Origin of the sequence: Pseudomonas sp. GM102 (assembly GCF_000282555.1) — a bacterium.
Taxonomy (GTDB): Bacteria; Pseudomonadota; Gammaproteobacteria; order Pseudomonadales; family Pseudomonadaceae; genus Aquipseudomonas.
The window spans coordinates 1-7,263 of the sequence record NZ_AKJB01000030.1 but is presented as its reverse complement, the minus strand read 5'-3'; the positions used below and the strand labels follow the sequence as shown (position 1 = coordinate 7,263).

Annotated in this window: 6 protein-coding genes; 4 read left to right on the top strand and 2 right to left on the bottom strand. The window is 60.1% G+C overall.

Annotated elements, in window-relative coordinates; genetic code table 11:
• Positions 1–26: 26 nt before the first annotated feature.
• Positions 27–839 (bottom strand): tRNA cyclic N6-threonylcarbamoyladenosine(37) synthase TcdA, encoded by an 813-nt coding sequence (gene tcdA, locus PMI18_RS22635; protein WP_161794720.1) that lies wholly within the window; start codon positions 837–839, stop codon positions 27–29.
• A gap of 288 nt (positions 840–1,127) precedes the next feature.
• Here tcdA and PMI18_RS22640 point away from each other — a divergent pair, with 288 nt between their 5' ends.
• The 4 genes from PMI18_RS22640 to PMI18_RS22655 all read left to right on the top strand — a co-directional run bounded on the left by PMI18_RS22640 (position 1,128) and on the right by PMI18_RS22655 (position 6,340).
• On the top strand, positions 1,128–3,719 hold the full coding sequence (locus tag PMI18_RS22640; protein ID WP_007897143.1) for a glycosyltransferase: 2,592 nt from the start codon (positions 1,128–1,130) through the stop codon (positions 3,717–3,719).
• Positions 3,720–3,917: 198 nt separating this feature from the next.
• Positions 3,918–5,069 carry a succinyl-diaminopimelate desuccinylase gene (gene dapE / locus PMI18_RS22645; RefSeq protein WP_007897142.1) on the top strand — a complete coding sequence of 384 codons (1,152 nt, stop codon included), beginning with the start codon at positions 3,918–3,920 and terminating at the stop codon, positions 5,067–5,069.
• On the top strand, positions 5,069–5,878 hold the full coding sequence (locus PMI18_RS22650; RefSeq protein ID WP_007897135.1) for a putative RNA methyltransferase: 810 nt from the start codon (positions 5,069–5,071) through the stop codon (positions 5,876–5,878). The genes dapE and PMI18_RS22650 overlap by 1 nt, the downstream gene beginning before the upstream one ends.
• An 84-nt stretch (positions 5,879–5,962) precedes the next feature.
• On the top strand, positions 5,963–6,340 hold the full coding sequence (locus PMI18_RS22655; protein WP_007897129.1) for a hypothetical protein: 378 nt from the start codon (positions 5,963–5,965) through the stop codon (positions 6,338–6,340).
• A gap of 66 nt (positions 6,341–6,406) precedes the next feature.
• Here PMI18_RS22655 and PMI18_RS22660 read toward each other — a convergent pair.
• The coding region (locus PMI18_RS22660) for a hypothetical protein (RefSeq protein ID WP_007897127.1) at positions 6,407–7,263 on the bottom strand (857 nt) is incomplete at its 5' end.

Here is a 7,263-nt window from a genome sequence, read left to right as displayed (position 1 = left end):
CAGAGCGTGGGAACGATCAGTATCCATTAAACCTCAGGCTTGACCCGATCCGCCGGGCGCCGAACCCCGGCCACAATCTTATCCACAGCCTTGGTCGCCGCGACCATGCCGAATGTCGCCGTCACCATCATCACCGCGCCAAAGCCCCCGGCGCAGTCGAGCTTCACGCCATCACCGACAAAACTCTTCTGCAAGCAAATGCTGCCGTCCGGTTTCGGGTAGCGCAGTTGCTCGGTGGAAAACACGCACGGGACGCTGTAGTGGCGGGTCACTGTGCGGGAGAAGCCGTAGTCGCGACGCAGCGTGGAGCGCACTTTCGAGGCCAGCGGATCATTGAACGTGCGGTTCAGGTCGCAGACCTGGATCAGTGTCGGGTCAATCTGCCCGCCCGCGCCGCCGGTGGTGATGATCTGGATCTTGCGACGTTTGCACCAGGCGATCAGCGCGGCTTTGGCGTTGACGCTGTCGATGCAGTCGATCACGCAGTCGATGTTCGGCGTGATGTACTCGGCCATGGTTTCACGGGTGACGAAATCCGCCACCGCATGCACCGTGCAATCCGGGTTGATCCCGCGCAGACGCTCGGCCATCACCTCGACCTTGGGCTTGCCGACGGTGCTGTCCAGCGCATGCAGTTGACGGTTGACGTTGCTGACACAGACGTCGTCCAGGTCGAATAGCGAAATCTCGCCCACGCCACACCGGGCGACAGCTTCCGCCGCCCAGGAACCGACGCCACCGACGCCGACGATAGCCACATGGGCCGCGCGTAAGCGCTCAAGGCCTTCGATGCCATACAAGCGGGCAATGCCAGCAAACCGCGGATCTTCTGTACTCATGACCATTACCCCAAAAACCGGCGCGCATTATAGGGCCGTCGGCGGCCAAGAGCATCTTTGGGTCTATAAACGGCGGTCTTGACTGCCTTAATTGCCTACAAATTTATTGGAATTGGGCTACAACGCCCCGGTCAAAGAACTTAAGTCGACTTGGATTGCCCAACGTCCGGCATTTCCCTGTCCGCTGTACGGTCAGTGAACGCCCAGTGTAGGATGCGCGCCCCCGCCCCTTGGCAGCCGGCCGCCGACCGTTCCTTCGTTCAGTAGCCCCTGGAACCTGAAATAGCTATGTCATCGCGTAAATTTGGACTCAACCTGGTCGTGGTTCTTGCAATCGCCGCCTTGTTTACCGGTTTCTGGGCGCTGGTCAATCGCCCCGTCACCGCCCCCAACTGGCCTGAGCAGATCTCCGGCTTTTCGTACTCGCCGTTTCAACAAGGCCAGTACCCGCAAAAAGCCCAGTACCCGACCGACGATGAAATGCGTCGCGACCTGGAGATCATGAGCAAGCTGACGGACAACATCCGGACCTACTCGGTCGACGGCACGCTGGAGAACATCCCCAAACTGGCGGAAGAATTCGGCCTGCGGGTGACCCTGGGTATCTGGATCAGCCCGGACGAAGAGCGCAACGAGCGCGAGATCACCCGCGCCATCGAAATCGCCAATTCCTCGCGCAGCGTAGTTCGCGTGATTGTCGGTAACGAGGCGATCTTCCGTAAGGAAATCACCGCGGCGGAGCTGAGCCTGATCCTGGATCGCGTCCGCGCGGCCGTAAAGGTTCCGGTCACCACCTCTGAACAGTGGCACGTCTGGGAAGAAAACCCGAGCCTGGCCAAGCACGTCGACCTGATCGCGGCTCACGTCCTGCCGTACTGGGAGTTCGTTCCGGTGGACAAGGCCGGTCAGTTCGTTCTCGACCGCGCCCGTGACCTGAAAAAGATGTTCCCGAAAAAACCGCTGCTGCTCTCCGAGGTCGGCTGGCCGAGCAACGGCCGCATGCGCGGTGGCGCCGATGCGTCGCCGGCGGACCAGGCGATTTACCTGCGCACGCTGGTCAACAAGCTCAACCGCCAAGGCTTCAACTACTTCGTGATCGAAGCGTTCGACCAACCGTGGAAAGCCAGCGACGAAGGTTCGGTGGGCGCGTATTGGGGCGTATTCAACGCCGCACGCCAGCAGAAATTCAACTTCGAAGGCCCGGTCGTCGCGATCCCGCAATGGCGCGTATTGGCTATCGGCTCCGTAGTGCTGGCACTGCTGTCCCTGACCCTGCTGATGATTGACGGCTCGGCCCTGCGTCAACGCGGCCGCACCTTCCTGACCTTTATCGCGTTCCTCTGCGGTTCGGTATTGGTGTGGATCGGATACGACTACAGCCAGCAATACAGCACCTGGTTCAGCCTGACGGTGGGCTTCTTGCTCGCCCTCGGTGCACTCGGGGTGTTTATCGTTCTGCTGACCGAGGCCCACGAACTGGCCGAAGCGGTCTGGACCCACAAACGCCGGCGTGAATTCCTGCCAGTGGTGGGTGATTCGGACTACCGACCGAAGGTGTCGATTCACGTACCTTGCTACAACGAGCCGCCGGAGATGGTCAAACAGACCCTCAACGCCCTGGCCAACCTCGACTATCCGGACTTCGAAGTCCTGATCATCGACAACAACACCAAAGACCCGGCGGTCTGGGAACCAGTGCGCGATTACTGCGAAACCCTCGGCCCGCGCTTCAAGTTCTTCCACGTGGCACCGTTGGCCGGTTTCAAGGGTGGCGCGCTGAATTACCTGATTCCGCACACCGCCAAGGATGCCGAAGTGATTGCGGTGATCGACTCGGACTACTGCGTCGACCCGAACTGGCTCAAGCACATGGTGCCGCACTTCGCCGACCCGAAAATCGCTGTGGTACAGTCGCCACAGGATTACCGCGACCAGAACGAAAGCACCTTCAAGAAGCTCTGCTACGCGGAATACAAAGGCTTCTTCCACATCGGCATGGTCACCCGCAACGACCGTGACGCGATCATCCAGCACGGCACCATGACCATGACCCGGCGTTCGGTGCTCGAGGAACTGGGCTGGGCCGACTGGTGCATCTGTGAAGACGCTGAGTTGGGTCTGCGCGTGTTCGAAAAAGGCCTGTCGGCGGCGTATTACCACGACAGCTACGGCAAAGGCCTGATGCCCGATACCTTTATCGACTTCAAGAAACAGCGTTTCCGCTGGGCCTACGGAGCGATTCAGATCATCAAGCGTCACACCGCCAGCCTGCTGCGCGGCAAGGACACCGAACTGACCCGCGGCCAGCGTTACCACTTCCTCGCGGGCTGGTTGCCGTGGGTGGCGGACGGCATGAACATCTTTTTCACCGTCGGCGCACTGTTGTGGTCGGCAGCGATGATCATCGTGCCGCAACGGGTCGATCCGCCGTTGTTGATTTTCGCGATCCCGCCATTGGCGCTGTTCGTGTTCAAGGTCGGCAAGATCATCTTCCTGTACCGCCGTGCGGTCGGGGTCAACCTCAAGGATGCGTTCTGCGCGGCATTGGCAGGGCTGGCGTTGTCGCACACCATCGCCAAAGCGGTGTTGTACGGTTTCTTCACCAGCAGTATTCCGTTCTTCCGCACCCCGAAAAACGCCGATAACCACGGCTTCTGGGTAGCCATTTCGGAAGCACGCGAAGAGATGTTCATCATGCTGCTGTTGTGGGGCGCGGCGCTGGGGATCTTCCTGGTGCAAGGCCTGCCGAGCAACGACATGCGCTTCTGGGTGACCATGTTGCTGGTGCAGTCGCTGCCATACCTGGCGGCGCTGATCATGGCGTTCCTGTCGTCGCTGCCCAAACCGGTGGCTGAAGCCACGACCGCACCGGCTGTCTAAATCAGTACAGATGCACTAAACGGCGGCCAATGGCCGCCGTTTTGCTTTAAGATAACCGCCATTTTGCGCGCCTGCCTCAATTCCTGTAGGAGCGAGGCTTGCCCGCGAATGAAGCGACTCGGTGTAACAGATGCACCTCATTATCGTTCTTCGCGGGCAAGCCTCGCTCCTACAAATATAAAGCTCCGGAGTTTTCCCATGACGGCCCACGCCGACCTTTCGCCGACCCTTCAACTCGCCATCGACCTGATCCGCCGTCCATCCGTGACGCCGGTCGACGCCGATTGCCAGAAGCAGATGATGCAGCGCCTGGGCGATGCCGGGTTCAAGCTGGAACCGATGCGCATCGAAGATGTGGATAACTTCTGGGCGACTCACGGTAAACACGAAGGCCCGGTGCTGTGCTTCGCCGGCCACACCGACGTGGTCCCGACCGGCCCGGTAACCGCTTGGCAGATCGACCCGTTCAACGCGGTGATCGACGAACACGGCATGTTGTGCGGTCGTGGCGCGGCGGACATGAAAGGCAGCTTGGCCTCCATGACCGTGGCAGCAGAGCGTTTCGTCACCGATTACCCGGATCACAAGGGCAAGGTCGCTTTCCTGATCACCAGCGACGAAGAAGGCCCGGCGCACCACGGCACCAAAGCTGTGATCGAGCGCCTCGTCGCCCGTAAAGAGCGTCTGGACTGGTGCATCGTCGGCGAACCGTCGAGCACTACCCTGGTGGGTGACGTGGTCAAGAACGGCCGTCGCGGTTCCCTCGGCGCCAGATTGACCGTGCGCGGTGTGCAGGGTCACGTGGCCTATCCGCACCTGGCGAAGAACCCGATCCACCTCGCCGCCCCGGCGCTGGCCGAGCTCGCCGCCGAACACTGGGACCACGGCAACGATTTCTTCCCGCCGACCAGTTTCCAGATCTCCAACGTCAATTCCGGCACTGGCGCGACCAACGTGATCCCGGGTGATCTGGTGGCGGTGTTCAACTTCCGCTTCTCCACCGAATCCACCGTCGAAGGCCTGCAAAAGCGCGTCGCCGATATTCTCGACAAGCATGCTCTGGACTGGCACATCGACTGGGCGCTGTCCGGCCTGCCGTTCCTCACCGAACCGGGTGCGCTGCTGGACGCCGTGTCGTCGAGCATCAAGGACATCACCGGTCGCGAAACGAAAGCTTCCACCAGCGGCGGAACTTCCGACGGGCGCTTCATCGCGACCATGGGTACTCAGGTTGTCGAACTGGGCCCGGTCAACGCGACGATTCACCAGGTCAACGAGCGCGTGCTGGCGGCCGATCTCGACGTGCTGACCGAGATCTACTACCAGACCCTGATCAAGTTGCTCGCCTGATGCTTGCGTGTCCGATCTGCAGCGAACCGCTGAACGCGGTGGACAACGGCGTGGCCTGCCCCGCCGGGCATCGTTTCGACCGTGCGCGGCAGGGTTACCTGAACCTGTTGCCGGTGCAGCATAAAAACAGCCGCGACCCTGGGGATAACCTGGCGATGGTCGAAGCCCGTCGCGACTTTTTGAACGCCGGCCATTACGCGCCGGTGGCCAAGCGTCTGGCGGAGCTGGCGGCGCAGTACGCGCCCCAGCGCTGGCTGGACATCGGTTGTGGCGAGGGTTACTACACCGCGCAAATCGCCGAAGCCTTGCCCAACGCCGATGGCTATGCGCTGGACATTTCCCGGGAAGCGGTCAAACGCGCCTGTAAACGCAACCCAGCGCTAACCTGGTTGATCGCCAGCATGGCGCGGGTGCCGTTGGCCTCAGGCAGCTGCCAGTTCCTTGCCAGTGTTTTCAGCCCGCTGGACTGGGAGGAAGCCAAACGCCTGCTCAGCCCCGGCGGCGGCCTGATGAAAGTCGGGCCGACCAGCGGCCATCTGATGGAATTGCGCGAGCGGCTATACGACGAAGTGCGCGAATACACCGACGACAAACATTTGGCGCTGGTGCCGGAAGGCATGGCGCTGCAACACAGCGAAACCCTGGAATTCAAACTGACGCTGGTTAATGGTCAGGATCGCGCGAACCTGTTGGCCATGACCCCCCACGGCTGGCGCGCCAGTGCCGAACGCCGGGCAGCGGTCATCGAGCAGGCCGAGCCGTTCGAGGTCACCGTGTCGATGCGCTACGATTATTTTATTCTTCAATAAACTCTTGAATTTTGGCCTTGAGCAAACAGCTTGAGGCCGGCTAAATCCGCGAATGGATTTTTCAGACCCGCAGTGAGGACATCCATGCGCCAACCCGATATCGAGATTTACCTGAAAGACGCCGACGTCGACTACAAGGCCATCGCGGCCTGGCTCGGCGCGGCTTTAGGCCCGTGCACCGACTGGGTCCAGAAAGGCCAGACCTACAAGTGCAAGGCCGGCAATGTGCCGGTCACCTGGCTGCCGAAAGCTGTAGGCAAATGGAACAGCCTGTACCTGGAAAGCGACCAGACCCCATGGGAAGACGACATCGCCTGCGCCCGCGCAGCCTTTGCCGCGCTGAACGTCGAAGTGCGTTGCGCGCCGGGTAGCTGGGTCGAGGAAGAAGGTGAAGAGACAGCCGATCGCTGGATGCGGATCAGCGCCGATGGTGAAGAAGAAATCACCTGGAAAACGGCCTGACTCTTCCCCTCTCGTTCGCCCGCAGATCCTGATGAAGACAGGATCAGCGGGCTACTCAGGCTCCAATCAGTTCCAATTGCCCACTGACTGGTCAGCCTTGTTGAATTCGAACCGGGCTGATTCGACCGTCGTTCTGGGTAACGTCAGTTTGATGATCGGTACCGCTTTGCCTGAGTACTTGTAAAAATCCTGTTGATTAAATCTGGCATCCGCCAAACCATTGCTCGTGTAAAAGAACGCCTTGATCGGAATGGTCGCGTGAATGTTCTGCGGCCAGGTGGCCAAGCGGATTTCATCCCAGGTATTGAAAGAGTCGGTGCCCAGCAACTTCATCGCCAGAATGCCCTGATAAAATGCATTCGCCGCCGCTGCCCCTTGGCTGAGCCGGACATTGAAACTGCAGGCGCGCTGATATTTCTGTACCCCGGCTCCCTGGTTGTAATGAGTCAGCCAACCTGCTGCCGTGGTAATGCCCTGCAACTCGCATGAACGGCTGACGGAAGGATAATTACTGGATACACCGCAACCTTGATCGGCCCTGATATCAGAGCCTCCGTCCAAGGGAAAGAAACAAAGAACCGGAATGTCCACCGTACCTGCCGGGCGTTGCTGTGTCGGGAAAAAGACGATCCCACTGGTATTCGGATAGATGGAAGGAAACGCTTTGAAGGCCGCATCCTTGCGCAGGTAAAAAAACGAAACGCCACCGTTCTGCTGTGAGAGCGGGCTGGGATTCCAGGCGCGATACCCGGTACCGTTAATCGTCGCTCGCAACATGACACCCGAGCACAACACTGCGGGCAGCGAAGCATTGCCGCAATTTTGCCGAATATCGGCATATTGCCCATTAAGGTCATTGGCAACTCGTTGACCGTCTCCTACAGACACTGCACCCACAATCCGGATGCTCAACGGCGACGAGG